A 21,300-nucleotide genomic window follows, 5' to 3' on the forward strand; every position below is an offset into this window, starting at 1 on the left:
CTGGGGCACAGGAGAACCGCCTGCCGGGCGGCAACATGTCCACAGGCCAGGCAAGGGCTCAGAGGGCTTGCAGGAGGTTGCCCAGTTTGCGACTGTCCCTGACCGGCCTGCCCTGGCGGAAGGTGATGAACCGCTGGCAGGTCTGTGCCAGGAACTCCTGATCATGCGAGATGACGATCACCATGACTCCCAGGGAGCGCATATAGCGGATCATCCCGGTCACCTGGTTCATGTGGAGCAGGTCCAGGCCGCTGGTTGGCTCGTCCAGAACCGCCAGGCGTTTGCCCGACAGTATGGCGGCCGCGATGGCCACTCGCTGTTTCTCTCCGCCGGAAAGGGTGTTGGGGTGCCGGCCCAGGAGCCGCTCCAGGTCAAGTTTTCGTGCCACTTCCCTGAAGAGGTCGGTTCGTCTGGCCCCAAGGAGCATTTCGCCTTCGACGGTCTCGCTGAAGAGCTGGTAGTTGACATCCTGAAAGACCATATAGGAGTCCTCGACACGCTCCCTGCTGGTCTGCCTGGCCCCATTCAGGCTGATTTCCGACTTGTTGCCAGGCTTGAGCAGGCCGGTAAGGACCGAGGCGAAAGTGCTCTTGCCAGCACCGTTGCGGCCGATGATGCCGGTGATGTCGTCGCTGGACAGGGTCAAGTCGTCCACATCCAGGGCGGGAGCCTGGTCGCGGTGATAGGCATAGGTCAGATTCCTGACCCGCAGCAGATCGGGGGTCTTCTTGGCGATGACCCTGGCAGGGGCGCTCGCCTTCTGGGCCGCATCCAGCTTGAGGGCCCGCAGCCCCATGACCTGGCGGCTTGGATCATCCAGCCCTCTCATGGCGGCCGGCGTCATATGCTCCGTCAGCCTGCCGTCCTTCATGACCAGGAAGTCGTCAGCCAGGCCGTTCAGGTAGTAGAGGCGGTGCTCGATCAGGACCATGGTCAGGCCCCGGTCCTTCAAGCGGCCCAAAATCTGCGCCAGGACGGCCACTGCTTCGACGTCCAGGTTGCCGGAGGGCTCGTCCAGGATCAGAATCTGCGGATCCATCATGCAGGAGGAGGCGATGGCGATCACCTGCTTCTCGCCTCCGGACAGGGAAAAGATGTCCCGGTCCATGAGCGGGGCGATGCCGAAGAGGTCGGCCACCTGGTCCATACGTTCCTGGATGGCCTCCGGCTGTACCCCGGTGTTCTCCAGGGGGAAGGCCAGCTCGCTGCGGACGTCGGTGGTGAAGAACTGGGTCTTGGGATTCTGGAAGACCGATCCCACCCGCTCCGAAAGCCGGTAGATGGGCCGGGCCGTGGTGGGTTGGCCTCCGATGAGGCACTCTCCCCCCAGCTTGCCCTCGTAGAGCTCGGGAATCAGGCCGTTGATGATCCTGGACAGGGTGGTCTTGCCGCACCCACTCGGCCCAGTGACCACGGTCACCCGGCCTCGGTCCATTTGGCAGGATACCTCTTCGAGGGATGGCCTGCTGGCGCCCTCGTAGGTGAAGCTAAGCCTGGAACATTGCAACATAGGCTCCACATCCCATAAGGACCAGGCCCAGGGCGCACATGATCGCATCCAGTCCAGTGAAGGCAATCCGTTGGATGGAGGCCTTGGGCCCGGGGTCGCCGATCCCCCTGGTCAGGGCGGCCGAGGTCAGGTCGGTGGCCACATTGGTGGCGTTGTTGAGGAGGGGCACGTAAATGTACTCCATGGTCCGCAGTGGGTGACAGATCATGTCGCCCGTGGTGACGGCAATCCCCCTGAACTTCATGGCCCGTCTGATCTGGGCATAGTCGTGCCTGACGGTCGGAAAGAAGCGGAAGAGCACGCTTACGGGGATGACCAGCCACTGGGGGGCGTGAATCTTGCGCATCAGGTAGACCAGCTCCGAGACCTTGGTGGTACCCATCATGAAGGCCGCCACCAGCACCAGGGGGAGGACCCTGCCTACGCCGACGAAGAGGAAGAGCAGGTAATGCCCCGGCAGGTTTTCAGGAAAGACCATGGCCAGGGAGGCGCCCAGGGCGAAGACCAGGCAGACCAGAAGCCAGGCCTGGCCCTTCCTCACCCTGCCCACGATGACCTGAAAGCTGCAGAAGTAGACGTTTATGGCCAGAACCAGTGGGGTGGGCAAGGTGATGAAAATAAGGGCGTTGGCGAAGATGACCAGCAGGAATCTGGTGTAGATGGAGATAGGCCTCATTGCTTGGCGGGTATCCGGTTGAAATGCCTGTCGACGATCCTGGCGCCTATCCATGCCCCGAGCAGGGCGCCGACCAGGGTGGCCAGAATGCAGACCAGGAAGGTCGCTCCGGTGATGGGCGCGAAGACCCCGTTGATGTACTCCTGGCTTTTGCCACGGCGGACCAGGCTTGCCACGTAGGCGTCCTTCATGAACCAGAGGGGAAGGACGGGACCGGTGCAGCCAAAGGTGAGGATGGCATAGCTCAGGTAACGGGCCAGATTGGGACGGTTCTCCCTGAGCGAGGACTGAACCAGATCAGCCAGCAGGCCACAGAAGGCGTAAGGGATGAAGGAGAGGGCGAAGTGGCCGAAGACCAGCAGGAAGAGGCCCATGATGACGCCGACGATGGTGACGGCCCCGAATCTAGGCACCTGACGGATCATCAGCATGTAGACCGGGCCGGAGACCAGTCCAACCATGGCTGGTATGAAGAGGGAGGAGAGGCCGGGCATAACCAGGCCCGCCACGAAGATGGTGATGAAGTTGCCCACAGCCATGCTGACGAAGTAGAGGGCGGTGAAAATACCGACGTTGACCAGGTCTTTTGTCTTGAGTGCTTTCATAAAGGATCACTCCCGTGCGGGTGGCGGCCGCTCGGCTCTAGGCCATATATCCGCCGAAGTCGGGTTGTGCCGTCCATTCTAGGGGAGCTGGGAGGAAAAGTAAATGATATTCTTTTATTTCTCTTGCCGGCTTCACAATAAGGGTATTGCCTGGCGCACAGGGATTTTGTTAGGGTTCACCGAGAAGGGCGTATCAGAAAGGCGGCACAAAGGACAGGCATGATCAGCAAGCGACTACTTCATCTACCGGGAGCCAGGATGGGCGCCAGCTTCCTGCTGGCCCTCCTGCAGACGATCGGCACGCTGGCGGAGGTCCTCCTCCTGCCGGTGGCCATCGCGGCCGTAGGCCGTTCCCTTGGCCTGCCTGTCCCTCATGCCCTTGCCTGGGTGCCCGGTCGGCCTGGGCTTCTGGCGGTCTTGATAGGCGGGCTGATTCTGGTTCGGTTCCTGACTCAGGCGGTCGCCAGATCCGTCAGCGCCAGGCTGGCCGATGGGATGGGCCAGGCGCTCTCCCAGGCCCTGTACTTATCCGTGTTCGACCCCAATGGTCAGGAGAACGACCTGGGCGTTCCGGCGCAGACCCTGGCCAGGCTTTCGACCGAGGGGGTCAAGTCGGTCGTCTCCTACTTTACGGCCTACATTCCGGCCCTGGTCCAGACTGCCCTGATGCTGGTCGTGACCCTGGCCGTCCTCCTGCCCGTCAGCCCGTTGGCTGCAGGGATCGTCGTGATCGGCATGGTGGCCCTGCCCCTGGCCTCCAAGCCGACCATGGGCGAGAACATCAAAGTGCAGCTGGGCCAGCTGCGCAAGTACGACAAGGTCGGCGTCCACTTCGAGCATGCCCTGAGGGGGCTCAGCACCTTGAAGATCTTTGGAGCGGACCAGCGGCAGGCTGATGATCTGGCCGAGGAGTCCGAGGGGTTCCGCCGGATAACCATGGGGGTCCTGGGCGGGCAGCTGCGCTCGCTGATCAAGGCTGACGCGGTCATCTACGCCAGCCTCATTCTGGCGGTTGCAGCCACAGTCCTGATTGGGCAAGGAGGGTCCTCTCGAGTGCTATCCTGCCTGGTCGTCGCCCTGGCCGGGGTTCGGCTCTTTGCGCCCGAGCGGCAGCTGGTCTACATGATGCATTCCGGCATGGTCGCCATCAAGCAGGGCAAGGCCATCGACAACATTCTCCAGGCGCGGCAGGTGGGTGACAGGGAGTCGGCGGCTCCGCAATACGCCTCGGACGCTGTCCCAGGGCCCGCATCGGGATCTGCCGGTGCACTGGGCATCCGCGCTCGCAATCTGACCTACACCTATCCTGACGGCTTCCAGGCTCTGACCAATCTGAACTTCGATCTCCCGGCCAAGGGGCATGCGGGCCTGGTCGGCGCTTCGGGCTCCGGCAAGAGCACCCTGGCGGGCCTGCTGTCCGGGCGCCTTCAGGGGTATACCGGAGAACTGTCTATTGGAGGACGCAAGATCAGCGACCTGTCACGTGAGGACCTGGTTGGCCTGCAGACCGTGGTTCGGGGAACCGACCACCTCTTCACCGGAACCGTCAGGTCGAATCTCGATCCGGCCGGACTGGGCTACTCGGATGGTGAGCTGCTGGACGCGTTGGACAAGGTCGGTCTGACCGGTCTTGTCCAAGGCAAGGGCGGGCTGGACGCTCCCATCGACCCTGAGGGAGGCAACCTCTCCGGAGGGCAGCGCCAGCGGCTGTCCATTGCACGCGGGCTTCTGCGGCGTTCCTCTGTTTACATCTTCGATGAGGCCACCAGCGCCGTTGACCGCGAGCATGACGTTACCTTGGCTGCTCTGATGGACGCGCTGGGCAAGGAGTCCCTGGTCCTGACCATCACCCACCGCCTGGCCGGGGTCCGCAATGCCGATTCCATCCTTTTCTTGCGGGGGGGGGGCCGTCTGGCGGAGAGCGGCGGTTTCCGTGAGCTGATGGATGCCGGGGGCGGATTCGCGGCCCAGTGGAAGGAGCAGGCCCAGTATGAGGACGGGGAGTGACAGCATGCAGCAGACGACCGGCAACTTGGTGATGATGCGCCGCATGGCCCGGCTGATGAAGCCTCTGGCCGGCACGGAGGGCAAGGCCATCCTCTGCGGCAGCCTGGGCCACCTCTTCGCGGTCTGGAGCATGATGGCAGCCGCTGCGGCCCTGATCGGCCTAGTCGCGGACTGGCCTCCGCTGAATGGACAGTGGGTCCTCTGGGCCTTGGCGGCGGTCCTGACCGCCCTCAGCCGGGGGGTCATGGCCTATGGGGAGCAGTACTGCAACCATGAGATGGCCTTCAGCATGCTCCGCGACATCCGCACGACGGTCTTCGACAAGATGCGGTCCCTGGCCCCGGCCGGTCTGCGCGACCAGGCGCGCGGAGACATGGTGACGGTGATCACCAATGACATCGAGTTGCTGGAGATTTTCTACGCCCACACCCTTTCACCCATCGCCATCGCTCTGGTGACTTCCTTGGCCAACCTGGCCCTGCTCACCTGGCTCTCGCCTTGGATGGGCCTGGCCGCCGTGATCTCCTACCTCATCGTCGGTCTGCTCATCCCCATCCTGAGCGCAAGACCCACCTTCAAGGTAGCCATGCAGGAGCGGACGGCCCAAGCCAATTTGCATTCCCTTCTTCTGGAGACTCTGCAGGGCCGCACAGAGCTGGCGGGGTTGGGCGCTCTGGGGAATACCCGTCGCCGGGTGGGAGCCGCTACGGGCCAGATGTTGGATGCGCGGGGCCGCACCTCTGGGCGGACTATTGCCAACGATCTGGTCACCAACGTGGTCACTCTGATCTGCGCTGGAGTCTTCACATTGATGGCCTGCCACCTAGGTTCGGCAGGGTTGGTGAATGCTGCACGGGGAATGATCGGACTGGTCGGCTTCCTCTCTTCCTTCGCTCCCTTGATACCTGTGGCCCGGCTAGGCGCCGGCCTGCAGCCCACCTTGGCCGCGGCTCGACGGGTCTTCTCGCTTCTGGATAAGGAGCCGCCTGTACGTGAGGTGGAATCCGGTCATGGGGATCCCCTGGCGGAGTTCACTGGAGAGGAGGCCAAGGCCGTCTCCTTCTCCTACGCTGGCAAGACTGACACGGGCAAGACTGACTCAGGTGAACATGGTGGCCGAATCTCGGTTTTGGACGGTCTGGATCTTTCCATCAAGCCTGGCGAGCTGATCGGCATCCAAGGCGCCAACGGAGCTGGCAAGTCTACCTTGATCGATCTGCTGATGCGGTTCCAGGAGCGCAGTGGTGGGGATCTGACGGTTTCCGGTCTGCCTATCGAGACGATTCACACTGTCGACCTGCGTGCCCAGCAGGCTTTGGTGAGTCAAGATACCTATATATTTAGCCTTACTTTGGCGGATAACATCGCTCTGGCCCGGCCCGATGCCAGCAGAGAAGATATTGAGAAGGCAGCTCATGATGCCTGCCTGGATGATCTGATCGACCAGCTGCCTGACGGCTTGGATCATCTGCTTGCTGACAACGGCTCGGACCTGTCCGATGGACAGCGGCAAAGGGTGGCTCTGGCTCGCGCCTTTTTGAGCTCGGCGCCATTCATGCTTCTGGATGAGCCCACCAGCAATATGGATGCTCTCCTCGAGGGCCGGGTCTTGACCAGGCTGATCGAGCGGAAGGGCGACCGTACCTGTCTGATCGTCTCTCATCGTCCCTCGGTCCTTGCCAGGGTTGACCGGTTGCTGACGCTGCGAGACGGCAAACTAGTTGAGGAGAAAGATGCCATGTCGTGCGCGGTAGGATAGAGATGAGAGAAGTTCGTGTTCTGCTGCTATTGCTTCTGAAGAATCTCTAGCCTTGTCAGGTGAATAGCTGATTGAGAGGTATGGCAACACATGATTTCGTTATAATTTGCTGACTTTTAGCTGTATCGAGTTAGGAAATCTAGCGGGATAGGTCTATATGCTATGCCAAACGTATGTAACAGTGGTCAACCGACAGTCTGTCTGTAGACTGCATAGGAACGCTAGAATGCGATAACTCTTTAAAAGATGATGCCAGCGAGTCGCAAAAGTTACTAGATGCCAGAAGGGGAACTGCTCAATTTGTTGTGTATGCCATAACCGGAAGAGCCGCCTCAGGGTTCATATCTTCATAGCTGACAGTGGCTTTCCTCATAGAGTAGAAGATTGCCATCGTCTCCATTACACACCTCGAATGGATGGGTAACATCGCCGATTAGTTGTTGGAGTTGTGGCCATCTTTTTTGGACTGACCGCCAGGTAAAGATATTAGCTGAGCAGGGTCATCCGAAGATAGCCTATCTGTATAGGAAAAGGCCGACAGCGCAATAGCTATCGGCCTTCGTTCTATCAATGGACCCCAAACGGCCCAATCGGGTACGGCACCAGCAGATGCTAAAAGAATTTATCCTTACCTCTTATATCTACCGGGTGATGCTGCCGTCTCCCGACAAACCCCATCATATCGCCGTCGACGACCGAAGAAGTTCATCATGGGATAAAATCAGATAGTCGCCATGCCGGTGATGCGGAGATGGCGGCCGCCAGCTCATCCGGGTTGGCTGTTCTATCAATATACCGAGGTGGTTTGGATGCCTAATGGTAATCCAAACAAGGACGGTCGCGGATCGTACTTCATGGCTGCTGCTCTCGTGGGTGTCCCAGCGCTCGCGGGCAGGATGGATTCGTACGCTGCTTGGCTGATGTGTCTGGTCATGATGGCGTGTGCAGTCCTGTATGACGTGTGGCACAGGAAGCGGTGATGTCCAGGCAGCCCGTCCAACAGGGTGGGCTGCTCTCTTCCGTGAACGCGAAAGGTCCAGCCATTCCTGCCTGGCTCTTACCAGGCAATTAAATACAACACTGGTTGTGTAACAGACCAGTCTTATTAAGGTCCGCTGCATATGCGCGTTCTGGGAAGGCTCATGTCGAATACCCACTTGCCAGGTGCTTCCGTTTTCGATGATGAGCGTGGTCCCCGGCGTTTTGGCCACATGCCCAGTCGATTCTTGGCTGATTTTCCTGCTTTTCTGCCATAGTGTCCAGTCTGCTCCGCACTGCGGGTTGGGTCAGTGCTGTGGATAAACCAATCTAGCGGTGGCGTGGGGGCACAGCCCGACACTATGGAAGGTGTGGGCCAAATCGCTTTTAGATAAGGGGCCACCTGCGAGCGAGGTTGAGCTAAACTTCGACAATTCGCTAACGGAATTTATAGGAGAGGAGTCCAGGACGGTTTCCTTCTCAGACGCGGGCAGGAATGATCCGGGTAAACACGGCGGCCAAGTCGCTGTTCTAAAAGGTTTGGATTTTTCTCTTAGACCTGGCGAATGGATGCTCACTTTGGAGAGGAGTTCAAACCATGCTGATTGAACAGAGGGGTGGCCGCACTTGTCTAATCGTCTCCCTCGTTCCTCGGTCTGTGCCCGAGTTAACCATCTGCTGTCTTTCGCACATGGCAAGTTCAATTGAAGTCAGTTCGGAGAAAAGTGATTCAGTAAAACAGGTGTCAGCTCTCACTCGGGGTGGCGATATCTCGATAAGGTTCCTGCGCAAGCGTGGTTCATGGAGCCTAGCCGTCTTAAGAGAGTTGAAAAGTGGAGGATTTCTTTCGGCAGAGTTGAGGTAATTAAGTCCATCAGCAAGGTTATCGCTTTACTGATTTGCTTTACTAATTAATAAGCGGATGCCAGCCCATCTGGTCAGTCCGGCAGTTGTTAGTCGTCAAAGGTACGGTTTCAAGCAACTTACTTGGGCAAACACGATTCCCGCTAGGGCGTAGCCTTTTCGATATCTTGAAGCCCCTGTCAAGGGTCTAGCTGGCTACTTTAATTCCATATCTGCAGATTATGGATGTCTGCAGCCTTGCGTTCAACATTATGTGTTTCGTGGTTAAACAGCCGGATTTTCAACGATTTGAACGGATGAATATCCCCTATGAAGATCGTGAATTCGGAAGAGCGACAGGAAAAAATAAACAATTAATAGAAACGCTCAACAAAATGTTTATTAAATGGTTATACTATCTTTAGCTACTTCATGAAAGAGATGACGTATGAGCAACGATGCACAATCGGCACGCGACCTTAAGGCGCAGGACAGCGTAGAGCGTGCCCTGATAATCCAATCCTTGGCCCAGCTGGTGGAGCCGCTGGCATCGCTTATGGCGGATTGCGAGGTTGTGGTGCATGACCTTTCACAGGTGCCCACCACCATTGTCGCCATCGCAGGAGGCTTGACCGGTCGCAAGGTCGGTGATCCGGCGACCGATGTGCTGCTCAAGCAGATGGCTGAGGGTCGGGTTCGCACCATGGTCAACTACAGCTCTGTTCTGCCTGACGGGCGTCGGATTCGTTGTGCCACTATCGCCGTCAAAGATAGCCGAGGGAATCCGGTCGCTGCATTGTGCATCAACAGCAGTGTCGAGATCTGGTCGGGGCTTCTGAAAATATGCCAGCAAATGCTCTACGGCAGTGTAGACGCAAGCTCTGAACCAAAGTCGGAAGCTGAACTTGATGAAGACTTGGATCAGAACCAACAGCGTGGCGCCGAGAAAGCCGGATCTGAGACAGGGCAGATAGATCAGGGAACAGGATCGGCCGAAGCCAGCTCCGCGGGTGAAGCCTTCGTCCACAACCTTGACGACTTGGCAAATATCGTGCTTGACCGTGCTGTTGCCAGCCAGGGTGTACCGGTCGAGCTGATGACGAAAAGCCATAAAAAGGAGGTGATACGACAAGCCAAAGAACAGGGCTTTTTCTTCCTGCGAGACGCGGCCGAGACCTTAGCCGACCGTTTGCAGATTTCACGGTTCACCGTCTACAACTATCTCAAAGAAATAGACGAGACGACCTCCGTTAAAGATAAGAAAAAGCAATAAGCGGGGGAGTGGTACCGAGGCCATGGTGGCCTCAGAGGATTGCATTGCTAATGAAGGCAAGGTATCCGGCATAGTTGTAAAGAAGGGAACAGACGTAATCATGGGTCTTCTACATCCCGTTTCAACCCAGGATCTGGGGAAAATACACAGTATTCGCTGGGATGATGCACATCGTATCTGCGGTGACGGTGCCATATCCCTGTCGGTGGCAGACATGGATTTCAAAGCCCCGGACCCGTTGGTCCAGGCTGTGGTCGAGCGTGCTCAGGTGGGTGATTTCTGCTACACCTACTTGGACCCCTCATATAGACAGTCAGTGTGCGACTGGTTCAAAAGACGCCACGGCTGGCAGATCAGTCCGGCCAGTCTGGTGCCGGTAGGAAGAATGGTGGAATCCTTGCCAGCCATACTCAGGGAAGCTCTGTCGCCCGCCTGCTCGGTAATCGTTCCCTATCCTGCATATTCGCCCACCCCAACAGCGATCAAGGCCGCAGGGTGCAAGGTCCTTCCATGGATGCTGAAGATAGACGACCAGGGAAAATACCGGTTCGATTTTGATGCGCTTGAAGACCTGCTTGACCAGGCCAGTGCGATGGTAATCACCAATCCGCATAACCCCACCGGCCGTGTATGGACCCGTGACGAACTGGCTAAGGTTGCCAAGGCTGCTGCCAAGCATGATGTTCTGGTCATCTCAGATGAGTTCCATGCTGATCTAATCCATTCAGGATATCGATTCCAGCCTTATCTGACCTCGTCGCCCGAAGCATCTGGAGGCATCTCCTTTACCTCCCCGGGGAAGACCTTCAACATCGCTGGGTTGGAAACTGCCAACATCGTCGTTCCTGATGCTGATCTGCGGCACAAGGTGGAGAAGGCCATCGATGATGCCGGCTGCCATAATCCCCGCTATTTTGCACAAGTTGCGACTCAGGCGGGATATGACCATTGCGCAGAATGGCTGGACGAGCTTCTTGCCGAGCTCGAGATACACACCGATCTTTTGCGCGACTGCGTTGCCGGAATGGATGGCGTGACGCTGATCGAACCTGAAGGTACCTACCTGGCCTGGATGGATATGAGAGGGCTGGGACTTCAGGATGAGGAGATCGAAAAGCGGCTGGCTGAACAGGGTCTGATGCTGGATCCGGGGACTGACTTCGGTCTGGGCGGCAGCGGCTTTGTGCGCATAAACCTGGCGACAACTAGGCCAATTCTGATCGAGGCACTGTCGCGCATGAATCGTGCGCTTGGTACTCCAACGGGAAAGGCAACCCTGCAATGACGAAGGAAAGGAAACAAAGAGAGCAGCGTTCCCCCACCCTGCTCTTGGCACTGACTCCAATTATCGCCATGGCGGTGTTTATGGGGGTTGGAGCCATCTGGCTGGAACTTCCTGCTGAGCCGATGCTTATCCTGGCTGCCGTGGTGGCAGCGATCATCGCCTACATGCTCGGCCACGGATACGATGAGATGCTCAGCACTATAGCCGAGAAGATCGCTGGGATCATGCCTGCCATGCTGATTCTGATAGTGGTGGGCATGCTTATCGGATCCTGGATGATCGGCGGAACCATTCCGATGATGGTCTACTTCGGCCTCAAGATCGTATCGCCCAAGTACCTCTATCTGACGGCTCTGCTGGTCACGGCCATAACTTCGGTCTGTACGGGAACCTCCTGGGGTTCCGCAGGTACCATTGGCGTGGCTTTCATGGGGGTGGCACTGGGCATGGAAGGTATCAATCCCGCCATCGTTGCCGGTGCAGTGGTCAGTGGTGCCTATTTCGGAGATAAACTTTCCCCTCTGTCCGGAGACACCAACCTGGCTGCGGCCATCACCCATGTGAATGTATTCACGCATATGAAGCACCTGTTGTGGACCACCTTCCCCTCTTTGCTGGTGGCAGCGATAGTCATGTTCGTGGCGGGCCGTGGTGTCCAGTCCGCAGGTGGCCGTGGCTTTGACAAGGTCGCCGAGATGAACAACACACTTTCGCAGGCCTTCACCTGGAACGTGCCTATGCTGCTTATACCTCTCCTAATCATCCTGATCGGGTCTGCGTGGAAGAAACCGACCATTCCGGTCATGCTGCTTTCGTCGGCGGTTGCTATGTTCAATGCCGTCGTCATCCAGCGCTTCCCCATCACCAACGCGTTCAACGCCATTGTCAACGGATTCGACACCTCTATGCTCCCCAAGGGCTTCAACTTGGGTCCTGCAGCCAAGGACATCACGAGTCTGCTGAACCGGGGTGGCATGGAGAGCATGATGAGCACCCTTCTGATTGCGTTCTGCGCCCTCTCTTTCGCAGGAGTGCTTTCGGCCTCCGGGGCTTTGAACAAGATCGTGGAGTCTCTGCTCAAGATCAGCAAGAGCACTGGCTCGTTGATTGTCGTTACCCTGCTGACCGGCATCCTGACCATATCCACCACCTGCAACGGGCAGGTCTCCCTTCTGCTGCCTGGCGAGCTGCTGAGGCCTGCCTACATTCGCCGAGGTCTGCATCCTTGCAATCTCGGGCGAAGCATAGAGGACTCCGGCACCATATTCGAGCCGATCCTGCCCTGGACAGCCGCTGGCGCCTATATGGCGGCCACGCTGGGGGTGCCCACGCTCTCCTATATGCCTTGGGCAACTCTCTGCTGGACCGGCGTGATTTTTGCCACCATCTGGGGATACACAGGAATTGGCATCAGGAAGCTAACGCCGGATGAGCAGAAGACCATGCTCGCTGAGCTGGATAAGGAGAAGGAAGCGTAGAGCCTTTTCTCTGTTATGGCTAATTAGCGCCACCACTGGGCAGTACCTGTTGTGGCGCTTTTCTTGTCAGTCGGAAAACGAATATGGATCTGCATGGGTTCGGTCTCTTTTCATTGTTCGGAAAGCAGCAAATTAGTCGTCCTGGCTTCAACGACCAGCGCTGAACTTAATGGCGTTAATGCAGGTTTCTATGTTTCTCTCGAGTGCAGAATCAGTAAGTTTGACTATGAAAGCAGCACTTATATAACTAGTCTGATCTCAGTGAACAGCAAAGATCAAATGTTTAGTAATTTTATCTTTAGATCGAGCACTTTGTTGGCGCTGTTATGTTGAATCGACAACAGATCAGTTTTAAATATTATGAAATTTGCTCGGTATTCATAACTTCAGAAAACATACTCAGCAGCACCTGATAAGTCCTTGAAAAAACAGAAAAATCTATCCTTGGTTTGCGTCAAAACCATATTTTCAACACGCGCGAAATAAATTGACAGATGCTTATATGTAATTAGCATTGTAGGTACAAAGTCAAAAGGGAGTTGGTCACATTGGCCAGCTCTTCACTAATGGGGCAGCGCTTTTCGAAGCGGATGCCCCATTAGTTTAGCTGCGGGGGCCAATGTGGACAGTTCAAAGCGCATGTGTCTGGCTAAAAGCCTCGATTTTCAAATTGCTAATTTGCAAAACGACGGCATCGTATTCGATATCTGTAATGAGGAATCCGCTAAAGCATATCTATCTGCGAACACCTACCTATTTCGGATTAAGCGATATGCTTCTAATTTCAACAAGCACGAAGACGGGAAGTACAAGAATCTCGATTTCGCTGTACTCAAAGATTTGGCGGTCATTGACTATGAACTCAGGATGGCACTGGAATATTTGGTAGCAAACGCGGAACATGATTTGAAAGTGCGATTCAATAATTTATTGATGTCAAATTCTGAGCTTGACGGCAGACGAATTGCAAAGCTGGTTGATCCATATGATCGCTTTGTATTTGATGAAAAGACTGGCTATCGAAATCAGCACGATGGCAGGCCTGGCAAGACAGGAATTAAGCTTAAATATTCTCCTTATTCAGATGCTATGGTTCGCAAATATTTCCCTGACCCAGAAATATGGAACTTATGGGAATGCTTCAATCTGGGTGATTTGATTGATTCATATATGAAGTATCTGGAGTCATTGCATCTGAGAGACAATGCTACAAAATTTTTTGGCAACTTCCGTAGGTTGCGAAATGCGGTATCGCATAGTGCCCCGTTACTGTTGGATGTGGATAGGACAAACAAGCATGGCCATGTGCCTCAGACTGAGTTTGTTGATGGATGTTTGTGCGATTTATTCCAAATGGATAACCCCCCGGCGCCTATTCCGAGTATGATTAAGAAGTCGCAACTTGTCTATGACTATTCAAGTTTCTTGTGCATGTTTCTTATAGTCTGTAACAGTATGCCCATACGACGCATAGCAGCAAAATTGATGTCAGATCTAGAACAAAGAATATGCAAGAATTACGAGCAGTATTATCAGGGGAATTCGGAGTGCATCCACTTAAGGAATACTCTTGCATGCATTATTCGTATTTCGCGAGCGTTCTCGGAATACATTAAAGCTGAAAGTGACCAGCCGCATCAAAGCGGAAGATTGCATTTTATCCCTCAGCCTTTTTCAGTTAAGTGAATCCTGCTCAGTCACCGGTTTAAGGTGGTCATTTTATCGGAGAGCAAGAGTTCTGACCATTTCCTTCTTCATCAGTGTTGAAACCGACTGTGTAACTCAATAGTGATTGCAGGCTTTTATAATTGATTTCTCTGTTCCTGCTTGCAGTATTGTTGAAAGTTCTCTTTACATAGAATGATTCGGCGGGGTGTGGTCATACATTCGGTTGTATGAGCTTCAGCTGCTAGAGTGTCAACCCCACTGGATCAGTGTTATCCACGCTGTAGTAGTCGTAGTTGGATAGTCGATATTTGCCAAAGATGATGTAAAAAAGCCTCGAAAGCCTCGGAAATACTATCTGTGGAGCTAGCCGGATTCGAACCGGCGACCCTCTGCTTGCAAAGCAGATGCGCTACCAGCTGCGCCATAGCCCCGTGAATGTGAAAAGAACTTCAACCGCGCAAGAAATGCGTGGGCCTGGGAGGACTTGAACCTCCGACCTCATCCTTATCAGGGATGCGCTCTAACCAGCTGAGCTACAGGCCCATGCCGTGTGACCGAAGAATCACACAAATGGTTAGCTTACCATAGTGTCCCCTCAAGTCAATCTCGGCGGCGTCGCGTCGCGTCTTGGCGGAAGAATGGGGGTCATGAGGCGGAAACGGCGTGCGGAACCAGTCCGGTCGGAGCAGCTGGAGGTCGGTGGTGAGACTGTTCTGGTTATCAGGAAGCGGATCGCCAACGTCTATCTGCGGGTCAAGCCGCCTGACGGCCATCTGGAAGTGACGGCGCCTCTAAAGCTGGGCGACGACCAGATTCGTGCCTTTATCGACGGCAAGCACCGCTGGATTGCAACCACTAGAGAACGTCTGGCCCACTCACGCGATGTCTACGCCCAATCCGGAGCCGATGGTCAGCTACAGCCAGGACGATCCGAGGACGAAGCCAAGAGAATTCTCCAAGAGAGGCTGCCGACTCTGCTTGATCGGTGGGTCCCCGTAGTGGGTCGTCGGCCCGAGCGCATCAGTCTGCGGAAGATGAAAACGCGCTGGGGCTCCTGCACCCCCGCCACTGCCAGTATCCGGCTCAACACCGACCTGGCTTGGCTGGATTCCGATCTGTTGGAGTATGTGTTGGTTCACGAGCTGACTCACCTCTACGAGCACGGTCACGGCCCCGGCTTCCGCGCGCGGATGGATCGCTATATGCCCGACTGGACTGAGCGCCGTCGTCGACTCAACCGCTATTTGGCTTTGTGACTACAGAAGCTAGACATATGAAGATATGACTTCGAGAGCCATGAATTCCGGAGCCATCAGCTCCACGTGATTTCAGAATTTGTGCAATGTGAGCTTGTAAATTACGAATCTGTGGCATCATACGTGCTGATGATTTCGCGTCCGAACCTCTGCTGTGTCTTTTGGAGCGAAGTCGGATTGGTTTTTGATGCGTTCTGTCTGTGCAGATCTAACCTGCCTATGCGGTCTGATTCAGACTGAACTGACTGTGAGCTGTTCTGACTCAGCTGATCTGCATTTGATTCGTGCTGACTCTACCCGAGGCTGGTTTAATGCGCCACATTTGTCCTCCAAAGCCGACAGGAGACTGCCGCAGCCCATGCTGGTGCGCTAGCGTTGAGGAAGAGGGGCGATCCTGCAGCAGCTAGGCAGGCTCCCTGCGGCCCGGAGGCTAGTGTGGAGCCGATCCGGGGCAATCGATCATGAAGGAGCAGATGAGATGACGGAATCCAAGAAGACAATCAAGCGTGCTGTGGTGACCGGCGCTTCGAGCGGCATCGGTCAGGCCAGTGTGCGAGCCTTGGTGGACAAAGGCTGGAAGGTGGTCGGACTGGCTCGGCGCGAGGACAATCTCAAGGCCCTCGCCGACCAGCTGGGTCAGAACTTCACCTATGAGGTATGCGATGTGACCGACGAGGACTCCACTCAGGTGGCCGTCGATGCTGTACTCAAGGGTGGACCGGTCAAGGCTCTGGTCAACTGTGCCGGTGCGGCATTTGGCAAGGACCCGGTGGCTACCTCCAGCCTGGACGATTGGCGCGGCATGTACGAGCTGAACGTCATCGGCACCCTGCGGGTCATCCAGAAGCTGCTCCCGGCCCTGAAAGAGTCGGAGGGCACGGTTCTCGTCATCTCCTCGACGGCAGGCATCGAGCCCTACGAGGGCGGCGGTGGATACTGTGCTTCCAAGGCGGCGGAACGGGTCATGGCCCGCATTCTGCGGCTGGAACTGATTGGCGAGCCAGTGCGCGTGGTCGATATCGCCCCTGGTCTGGTCCACACCGATGAGTTCTCCCTGAAGCGGTTCGGCGGTGATAGCGACCGGGCTGACGCGGTCTACGCCGGTGTGCCCGACCCGCTGACCGCCGACGACATCGCAGGATGCGTCACCTGGGCCTTGGAGCAGCCCGACACTGTGGACATCGACCAGATTGTGGTTCGTCCTCGTGCCGAGGGCTCATACACCAAGCTTTACCGTCGCAGCTGAGCCTGGTAAGGGACCGATTCTGGCAAAACTGATTCTGCCAAAAACCCAGTTTGACAGGTTGATTCTGGCAGGAACCGGGTCTGGCAGAGGTTGAGTCTTGGCAGCTAAGCCTATGTGTGCCTAGCGGAACGCAGTCGACCGGGGATAGTGCCGACGGCCACGATGAGCACGGACAGGACCGATCCCGCCAGCACGCCCAGCAGTGCTGGCTCCAGGCGCGGGGATCCGGCGAACGCCAGGTTGGCGATCAAGAAAGACATGGTGAAGCCGATTCCACAGAGCTGGCAGAGGCCGATCATGTTCCCGGTCGTGGAGCCAGCAGGCCGCCGTAGCCCCAAATGACCTGCCAGGATCACCACGGTCATGATTCCTAAGGGTTTGCCCAAGGCCAGTCCCAGCGTGGTGCCCCAAAAGACGCGGTCAGTCAGCAGTCCGGGCCCCAGCTGATCTAGGGAGATGGATAGCGAGAAGAAAGCAAACACGGGCAGGACAACCAGGGCGCTCAAAGGCGTCAGCAGGCGATCCAACTGTTCGGCAGGCGATGGTGCCCGGGAGTAACTCTGCTCAATTCCTATTGTCTTGGTCTCAGCTGGATTGGCCCCGGTAGATTCTGCTCCGGATGGTTCAGCCTCGCGTGACCTGGCCACAGGGGTCAATAGGCCCATCGCCACTCCCGCCAACACTGGGTGGATTCCAGCCTTGAAGAGGCCGTACCAGGCCAGAAGTCCGCCCGCTAAGGCGCCCAACAGGAACAGCAGCATCAACGGTCTCCAGAGTTGGGAGGAACGGCTCACCGCTCGGACCAGCAGGGCCCAGACCACAAGGCCGGCTAGGCAGACAAGCAGCCAGCTCTGTTGTCCCAAACTGGAGTAGCCCAGGGCTATCAGCAGGACGCCAATCAGATCGTCGAAGATGGCCAGGGTCATCAAAAAGGCCTGCAGGGCGGGCCCGGCCTTGGGCAGAAGCAGTTGCAGCGCCGCCAGGGAGAAGGCCACATCGGTGGCCGTTGGGACAGCCCAGCCACGCAAACCAGCGGGGGAGCCCAGGTTGAGCAGGCAGTAGATCAGGATCGGAACGGCCACACCGCCTAGAGCGGCCAGCATGGGCAGTAGGGCCTGCCTGTGGTCGCGCAGAGTGCCCGTGGCAGCTTCCTGGCGCAGGTCAAGACCCATGGTCAGGAAGAATATGGTCAGCAGCCCGTCCTGTATCCAGTCCTTCAAGGACAGGTTCAGCCCGCTCGGCAGATCCAGAGGTACCCAGGCGGCAAGCGCATTCAGGCCTGGCCCGGCCTTCGGCAGATTGGCCAGGATCAGTCCGGCTACTGCGCAGACCATCATGAATGGCCCGGTGATCCGATCGTTTTCAGCCAAGGATGATAGGGTTGCGAAACAATTTGAACGATGATGTCTGTTGTGCTGGTCCCTGTCAGATCCGCCCTGCCCACGCTGTGGATTTGATGGTTGGGCATTCGATGGCTTGGAATTCTGCTGAGAATTCGAAAGTCGGGGGTCTGATGGTTCGGGATCCTGACGACGTGGATTGATTTGAGATGTTGGGAATGTGGGCGTGGGCGGCATGATGCTCCTGGTCGGGCGGATAGGGTTCGGTCTTCCGTGGCCGACCAGTCTTCCCGGCATGAGGCGGCGCCCGGCTGTCTCCCAAATGTCAATTCTATCTTGTTCAAAGAGTTATGCCAGCGGCCCTGCACCTTTTACGATGCAGGGCCGCTGGCATACCGCCTATCGGAGGCGGCGATGAGCTCTCAGAGCTCAGAAATCGAGTAACTCAGCAACTCAGAACAGATGGCTGCGCATGAACCACTGGAAGTGCTCCAGCTCCTGCACGTGGTCCTGCAGGATGTTGGAGCTGACGATGTCCAGGTCGTCCAGCTTCTCAATGGCCTCGCGGTCGCGCTTGATGAAAGTGGTGTAGTAGGTGTCCAGGGCCTTCAGATAGTCCAGGGCATCCTGGCGGCCGGTCATGGTGATGCCATCCCAGTCGCGGTTCTTCATGATGTCGTCAGGCCGTCCGGCGGGGGAACCGCCCAAGGTGGCGATGCGCTCTGCGGTTTCGTCGGCCATGTTCAGCACCGAATCGACCTCGGGATCCATCATCTCGTGGATGCCGATGAATTCCTTGCCCTTCATGTTCCAATGGGCGTGCTTGAGAATCAGGGCAGTCTCCTGTTCCTGGCTCAGACGGCTCTGCAGGATGGAGATGACCTTCTCGCTGGTCGCTTCGTCGAGTCCCGGTACGGTAAAGTTCAATGCCATAATCGCTCCTTAAATATGAAATTATGCCTGCGGTCGGGTCAGCCCCGACCTTGTATCTCCAGACTAGATGAAAAGGCAAGGAAACGCTTGGATTTTGCGGGAATCAACCAGTGAAATCATTCACGGACCATCGGCTACGCTGACAGTCATTTTTCCTTGACTAGCGTGGGATGCTCGTAGGCTGACGGCCAGCCTCGGTCAAATCAATCTCAGTCAGATTAGAACCGCTCTGGTTATTCCCGGCCTGCTCCTGCTTCGGGATTCGACTTGTCTTCATCCGCTCCGTCTTCTCCGGCTTCGTGATTATCGCCAGACTGGCCCTCAGCCTCCTGCCGGCGCCTGACCTCAATGGTCTCGATGCGCCGCCCGTCCACCTTGGTCACCACCATGTCATATCCGTCGTCGGAGTGGACCACGTCGCCCACCTGCCCCATCCGCCCGGTCTGGGCTAGGAAGTAGCCGGCCAGGGTCTCGTAGGGTCCGTCCTCCAGCTCGATTCCGGTCAGGTCCGCGAAGTCCTCGATGGTCATGCCGCCGTCAACCGTGGCCACGCCGTTGACGAAGGCGGTTGCCTGGGGATGGGCCGGGTTCTGTTCCTCAGGCAGGTCGTACTCGTCGCGGATGTCGCCTACCAGCTCCTCGGTCATGTCCTCCAGGGTGACGATGCCGTCGGTGCCCCCGTACTCGTCGATGACCACAGCCAGGTGGATGCCTTTCTTGCGCAGCTTCTCCAGGCTGGGCAGGAGCTTGGAGGTGCCGGGCAGGGCGATGCCGGGCCTGGTTACGTCGGCCACGGTCTTGGCCTGGGGATTGCGCACGTCCATCAGGTCGCGCACGTGGACGAAGCCCAGCACGTCGTCGAAGTCGCGTCCGGTCACCGGGTAGCGCGAGTAGGGCTCGTCGTGCACGAATTCGACCGCCTCCTGCAGTGGCATGTCTCCGGCGATGAAGACCACGTCGGCCCGGGGGCGCATGACCTCGGCCACGCTGGTCTCTGAGGCATCGAAGACGTCGCCCAGGATCATCCGCTCGTCCTTGCTCAGGTTGGTGTTGGAGGAGACCAGCATCCGCAGCTCGTCATCGCTGACCTCGGTGTCGGTCTGCTGGGGGTCGAAGCCCAGGATGCGCACGATGAGGTTGGTGTTTTTGCCGATCAGCCAGATCAGCGGCCTGCACAGGGTGGTGAAGACGTCGATGGCCGGGACGACGGCCCTGGCGATGGCCTCGGTGCGCTGCATGGCGATCCGCTTGGGCACCAGCTCGGAGATGACGATGGAGCAGTAGGAGATGATCAGGGTCAGGATCACCGTGGTCAGGGTGCCGGCCAGGCTCTCGTGCACTCCCCACCCGGTCAGGACGGGCACTACGTAGGGGGCGATGGATGATGCGCCGAAGGAGGCCGAGAGAAAGCCTGTCAGCGTCACGCCGATCTGCACAGCGGAAAGAAAGGTATTGGGGTCGCGGGCGATGCGGGCCACCCGGGCGCCGCGTGCGTCCTGCTGCTCCATCTGTTCCAGTTGCGATCCGCGCAGGGAGACCAGCGCCAGCTCGGTCCCCGAGAAGACGGATCCGATCAGGAGGAAGAAGAGAATGAGCAGGATGTTCAGCCATAATGCCATACCCTCAATGCTAGGGTATGGACGCCCCATGTGCCCTATGTCACACCCCAGCGGCGAACCTCTGTCTTCCCCATGCAGTGCTTCCTGACTAGCATGAAATACGGAGACAGGTTCGGCTTCAGGCCGACGTTCCCAACGCTCCCGAAAGGATTTTCCCATGTCACAGCTTCAGCACGAATTGACTGAGTTCACCACGCAGGCCTACCAGGATAACAAGACCTTCCCGGTCTCCAAGAAGGATCTGCTGGGACACTGGTCCCTGCTCTTCTTCTACCCTGCGGACTTCAGCTTCGTCTGCCCCACCGAACTGGAGGATCTGGCCAGCAAGTACGAGGACTTCAAGAAGATCGGCTGCGAGATCTACTCCGTCTCCTGCGACACTGAGTTCGTCCACAAGGCCTGGCACGAGGCCAACGAGAAGATCGCCAAGGTCCAGTACCCCATGCTGGCCGATCCGACCGCAACCCTGGCCAAGGACCTGCAGACCTACAACGAGGCCGAGGGCAAGGCCGAGCGCGGCGACTTCATTCTGACCCCTGAAGGCAAGGTCGTGGCCTACGAGGTCATCTCCTCCAACGTGGGCCGCAACGCCGACGAGCTGCTGCGCCGCGTCCAGGCCTCCCAGTTCGTCTACGAGCACGGCGATCAGGTCTGCCCTGCCAAGTGGGAGCCCGGCGAGGACACCATCGAGCCCAGCCTGGATCTGGTCGGTCAGCTCTGATCTGCAGCTGCCAATATCGGGAACTCGCCGATCGGAAGCGACCAGGGCGGGTTCCCTTTTCTGTATTCACGACCAGTATCCAACACCAGCACATCCGTGCATT

General features: G+C 57.3%; 15 protein-coding genes and 2 tRNA genes. 9 read left to right on the forward strand and 8 right to left on the reverse strand.

Going from position 1 to position 21,300, the window contains the following annotated elements:
* Positions 1-58: 58 nt before the first annotated feature.
* Genes J3T95_RS08040 through J3T95_RS08050 form a run of 3 tightly spaced genes read right to left on the reverse strand, consistent with a single transcriptional unit; the run spans position 59 to position 2,791 of the window.
* Positions 59-1,558 (reverse strand): ABC transporter ATP-binding protein, encoded by a 1,500-nt coding sequence (locus J3T95_RS08040; protein ID WP_324123901.1) that lies wholly within the window; start codon positions 1,556-1,558, stop codon positions 59-61.
* Complete coding sequence (locus tag J3T95_RS08045) at positions 1,488-2,186, reverse strand: energy-coupling factor transporter transmembrane component T (protein WP_267451061.1); 699 nt, start codon at positions 2,184-2,186, stop codon at positions 1,488-1,490. Before J3T95_RS08045 ends, J3T95_RS08040 begins: the two co-directional genes overlap by 71 nt.
* Positions 2,183-2,791, reverse strand: coding sequence for an MptD family putative ECF transporter S component (locus tag J3T95_RS08050; RefSeq protein ID WP_267451062.1), 609 nt, complete (start codon positions 2,789-2,791; stop codon positions 2,183-2,185). Before J3T95_RS08050 ends, J3T95_RS08045 begins: the two co-directional genes overlap by 4 nt.
* A gap of 219 nt (positions 2,792-3,010) precedes the next feature.
* On the opposite strand from J3T95_RS08050, the gene J3T95_RS08055 reads away from it, so the two are divergent.
* From J3T95_RS08055 to J3T95_RS08080, 6 genes are all read left to right on the forward strand, one after another.
* Entirely contained in the window at positions 3,011-4,798 is a 1,788-nt protein-coding gene (locus J3T95_RS08055; RefSeq protein ID WP_267451063.1) for an ABC transporter ATP-binding protein/permease, read from the forward strand.
* Positions 4,782-6,557 carry an amino acid ABC transporter ATP-binding/permease protein gene (locus J3T95_RS08060; RefSeq protein WP_267451064.1) on the forward strand — a complete coding sequence of 592 codons (1,776 nt, stop codon included), beginning with the start codon at positions 4,782-4,784 and terminating at the stop codon, positions 6,555-6,557. The genes J3T95_RS08055 and J3T95_RS08060 overlap by 17 nt, the downstream gene beginning before the upstream one ends.
* Before the next feature lie 2,269 nt (positions 6,558-8,826).
* Positions 8,827-9,651: a helix-turn-helix transcriptional regulator gene (locus J3T95_RS08065; RefSeq protein ID WP_267401051.1), complete on the forward strand. Its 825-nt coding sequence runs from the start codon at positions 8,827-8,829 to the stop codon at positions 9,649-9,651.
* Positions 9,652-9,673: 22 nt separating this feature from the next.
* Entirely contained in the window at positions 9,674-10,936 is a 1,263-nt protein-coding gene (locus J3T95_RS08070; RefSeq protein ID WP_267451065.1) for a MalY/PatB family protein, read from the forward strand.
* Positions 10,933-12,414: a Na+/H+ antiporter NhaC gene (gene nhaC / locus J3T95_RS08075; RefSeq protein ID WP_267451066.1), complete on the forward strand. Its 1,482-nt coding sequence runs from the start codon at positions 10,933-10,935 to the stop codon at positions 12,412-12,414. The genes J3T95_RS08070 and nhaC overlap by 4 nt, the downstream gene beginning before the upstream one ends.
* 621 nt (positions 12,415-13,035) lie before the next feature.
* Positions 13,036-14,100, forward strand: coding sequence for an Abi family protein (locus J3T95_RS08080; protein WP_267451067.1), 1,065 nt, complete (start codon positions 13,036-13,038; stop codon positions 14,098-14,100).
* Positions 14,101-14,440: 340 nt separating this feature from the next.
* On the opposite strand, the gene J3T95_RS08085 is transcribed toward J3T95_RS08080, so the two are convergent.
* Positions 14,441-14,513 (reverse strand) — tRNA-Ala (locus J3T95_RS08085).
* Between the two features lie 38 nt (positions 14,514-14,551).
* Positions 14,552-14,625: transfer RNA gene (locus J3T95_RS08090), tRNA-Ile, on the reverse strand.
* Between the two features lie 104 nt (positions 14,626-14,729).
* On the opposite strand from J3T95_RS08090, the gene J3T95_RS08095 reads away from it, so the two are divergent.
* A complete protein-coding gene (locus J3T95_RS08095; RefSeq protein ID WP_267401044.1) occupies positions 14,730-15,338 on the forward strand; it encodes a M48 family metallopeptidase in 609 nt (202 codons plus the stop codon).
* Between the two features lie 478 nt (positions 15,339-15,816).
* Positions 15,817-16,584: an SDR family oxidoreductase gene (locus J3T95_RS08100; RefSeq protein WP_267401042.1), complete on the forward strand. Its 768-nt coding sequence runs from the start codon at positions 15,817-15,819 to the stop codon at positions 16,582-16,584.
* Positions 16,585-16,694: 110 nt separating this feature from the next.
* Here J3T95_RS08100 and J3T95_RS08105 read toward each other — a convergent pair whose 3' ends face one another.
* The 3 genes from J3T95_RS08105 to J3T95_RS08115 all read right to left on the reverse strand — a co-directional run bounded on the left by J3T95_RS08105 (position 16,695) and on the right by J3T95_RS08115 (position 20,476).
* Positions 16,695-17,954, reverse strand: coding sequence for a Na+/H+ antiporter NhaA (locus tag J3T95_RS08105; RefSeq protein WP_267451068.1), 1,260 nt, complete (start codon positions 17,952-17,954; stop codon positions 16,695-16,697).
* Positions 17,955-18,377: 423 nt separating this feature from the next.
* On the reverse strand, positions 18,378-18,857 hold the full coding sequence (locus tag J3T95_RS08110; RefSeq protein WP_220236604.1) for a Dps family protein: 480 nt from the start codon (positions 18,855-18,857) through the stop codon (positions 18,378-18,380).
* Positions 18,858-19,090: 233 nt separating this feature from the next.
* Entirely contained in the window at positions 19,091-20,476 is a 1,386-nt protein-coding gene (locus J3T95_RS08115) for a hemolysin family protein (RefSeq protein ID WP_267451069.1), read from the reverse strand.
* A gap of 157 nt (positions 20,477-20,633) precedes the next feature.
* Between J3T95_RS08115 and J3T95_RS08120 the strand changes: the two genes are divergently transcribed.
* Positions 20,634-21,197, forward strand: a complete 564-nt coding sequence (locus J3T95_RS08120) for a peroxiredoxin (protein ID WP_015021096.1) — start codon at positions 20,634-20,636, stop codon at positions 21,195-21,197.
* The last annotated feature ends 103 nt before the right edge of the window (positions 21,198-21,300 follow it).

This window comes from Bifidobacterium sp. B4079, from assembly GCF_026537385.1.
GTDB classification, from domain to species: Bacteria; Actinomycetota; Actinomycetes; order Actinomycetales; family Bifidobacteriaceae; genus Bombiscardovia; species Bombiscardovia asteroides_I.